A 3,300-nucleotide genomic window follows, 5' to 3' on the forward strand; every position below is an offset into this window, starting at 1 on the left:
GCTCAGAGAAAGGGACAAACTTTGTTCCCGGACTTCCTTCCGGCACCGCTATGGAAGGCTTTTTAAAGACGGTAAAGTCTGAATTAATGGATTGTTCAGAATTCAAGCCAGTATCATCCGGTTTCTCATTGATTAAACTCGATTCATCTTCATTGAAAAATTGAGTAGTTTCTGAAGTAAAAGCAAATTCATAATTTATATGAAACCCTAGGAATTCCCCACTAGCTTGTAGTCGAAATTCTTGGCGCTCAAACGCTACGTCTTGATCAGCATAAGAAAATGATGAATAGCTCAAAGAGATGCCTGGCTCATTTGCTGGCACATTAACAATTCGTTTTTCTCCTTCAACATGATTGATGGGTTCCGAGAGTAGTCCTGTGGAATCTTGTTTATTCGTCGAATTGTTCAAAACATAGCTATAAAGATTGACCCCATCTACAGTTCCAATCGGATCTGCTGCTGTCCATCTCCCCAACCACGCGGCATAATATCTCGCCCCGTGATACGCCAACCCCGTCTCCTCCTCCCTCTCCATCCCCGTATAGCAATACCGCTTCAAACTCACCTCAGCCACACTACGTCCCGACTGATACGCCGTCGTGCCATAGGGGTGATATTCCTCATAGGAAATCACCGCTCCGCCATCATCCAATTCCACACTGGCCGACCCCAAATGGTTACTGAGCTGATAGCGAATCACCGACACATTTAGATCCGTTGGTGGCGCAACCCCATCGCTTACCTCCGCCGTTTTCGTTTCTACCAAGGCAACTCGCTGCTGGTCATCCATCCCATGCAGCGTTTCCCGCTCCAGCGTTACCATTTCGCCATCGCCGCCATACTCCCGGTAAATCTCAAACCCACCAAAATAAATCCGCTCCTTGCTGCGGGTGGGTTGCTGTCCCGGTTGAGCCGCTCGTTCTGTAACCTTCCTCACCCGCTGCCCCGCCGCATCGTAGACGTAGTAAGTGATTTCCGGCGTGCCCCCATCAGTCCGCACCTGCTTCGACGATGCCTGGAGCTGATCCTTAAAGTCCCACTGCATCAGCAGTAGGTGGGGCATCTGGATCATGTTGCCGTGGTCGTCATAGCGATAACGACTGGCGACAGTGGTGATATCGAGTTGGTTAACGTTGCCATCGCTGGGTAGATTGGTCGTTCTCAGCCGATTGTTATTGGCTTCATAGTCGTATAGCCTTGTCCAACTCTCATCTGCAAACTGATGCACCATCGCCAGGATGTTGCCCACCGCATCGTACTGATACTGCTCGGTATAGTTCCGCATCGCCTGCCCATCGTTGGGATGGGGCAGATTGCGGCGCGTGGAGCCATTGAAGTCATACTCAGGCTTTAGCTCTGGGCGATTTTCCCCAGGAGTATTCGTCGTCTGGCCAATGTGTTCGCGCCCGGTCGCCCGGCGCAGTTGATAGAGGGCATCGTAGGTGTAGTCATGGCTGGGATCGATAATTTCACCACTGAAGAAAATGCGCTGCTGGGCATCATCGCGAATGGCGGTGATATTCCCTACCGGGTCATAGGTGTAATGCAAATTCTGGATGCCGCAGGGGGCATCCGGCGGATTCGGGCAATCCTCAGGAAATGCCGATCCTCGGCTGGTGAACAGGCGGGTCAGCCGAAAGGTTTCTCGGTCATAGGTATAGGTGGTTTGCACCCCATTGCCATACTCAATCAGCGTGCGCTGGCCCTTGGCGTCGTAGTCAATATTGGTGACAAACGGCGTGAACTCGTCTGCTCCTCGCAAACGCACCGCCATCGCCTCCAGCAAATTCGCCTCGTTGTAGGTGGGGCGAGCCTCACTGCCGTCGGGACTCGTCACGCTAATCGGTCGATTCAGGGCATCAAACACCGAGATCACGTCATAGATCCGTGGCGGCTGCTCCAGTAGCGGGGTTGCCGCTGTCACCAAACTCTGTGGATCTTCCTCCGTCAACGATTCCACTGCCGACCAATCCATCTGCTGCCGATATTCTGTGGCAATCTGCCGACCGCCCCGCAGCAAATTGCCCTTAAAGTCAAACTCGAAGCTGGTAACAACGCCAGCACTATCAAACTGCTTGAAGACCTGCCCTTTGAGATTTTGCTGGAAGGCTTCCGGGTGTCGTTCCCCATACACCGTCCGCTCTGCCAAGACTTCAGGATCATCTTCCTCCTGTACATAGAGATGGGTCGGACGCTGCAGCTCATCGTATTCCATCCGGGTGACAAAGCCACGACTGTTCCAACCTCGCATCGGATTTCCCGCTACGTTATTCAGTGTCCATCGTTCCCCAGCATCGGAACTGAGGGAATAGAGGGAATGGCCCAGGAGATTATTGGCCGTCGTTTCGATAATCGGATTGCCCTGAGCATCTCGCAGCGGCACCCCCTGGTCATCACGGCTCACCACCGCATTCACCATCACCGGGTTACCCCGTGCATCCATCACATAGAGCTGATGGCCTTCAATATCCAGCCCCACTCGCGTTTCGTAGAACTCATCGACCAGAGTGTTCTCTTCCTGTTCAAAGCGGTTGTGGGCGATGGTCAAAATCGGACGACCCAGCGTATCCAAATGTACGACCGATGGCGTGCTGGCATGGTTTGCTGCTTTTTCTGCTGCACCTCGCTCAGTAGATCCGAATCCACCATTGATCCGCTGCTCATGCCAGGTGGGTAAAAACTCCTCCTCAGCCAAGCCACTAAAATAGCTCCCCACATCCTCGTCTTCTGCCGGATTTTGCAGCACCGTGTCGTTTACATCCCAGGTAGTCTGCTGCCAGGGATCAAACACCACTTTGCTGTAGGTGTGATTGGGGGCAAGGGTGGCGATCGCCCGCTGAATCGGGTCATAGAACATAATCGGTGTCACCCCACATTCCACCAGTCCCGGCTCAGTTTCATAGACATGGGTCGGGCTGAAGAATGGTTCGTACTGTTTAACCGGATTTCCCTTGTTGTTGAAAATGGTGCGCCCCGTGCCCACCCAACGCGGATCGGTAGGGAGGAGGTTGTTGTCGCACCTCAGCACGCCATCAGCATCCCACTCAGGAGCTGGCCCCGGCTCCGCTTGTATCTTGGTCTGAATCTCTCGCCCAAATCCATCCGAATAGCCACAACTTACCTGAATCTTCAGCCCATCCGGCGGTAGCGGATCATTCACATGGGTTTCTCGCGCTAAGGTAGCCGCGAAGACGGGTTCACCAGCCGTCCTGAAACGTTCCAGGTCGTAAATAATTCGGGTCGTGGCATTGCCCAGCAACGAGGCAGCGTTACCTAACGGATCAGCGCTAAATGCCTCAA

At 53.2% G+C, this 3,300-nt stretch carries 1 protein-coding gene; it reads right to left on the minus strand.

Annotated elements, in window-relative coordinates:
* Positions 1 to 3,300: RHS repeat-associated core domain-containing protein (locus tag V6D20_14485; protein ID HEY9816986.1), on the minus strand; the 3,300-nt coding region annotated here is incomplete at both ends.

The organism is Candidatus Obscuribacterales bacterium, from assembly GCA_036703605.1.
In the GTDB taxonomy this organism is placed as follows: Bacteria; Cyanobacteriota; Cyanobacteriia; order RECH01; family RECH01; genus RECH01.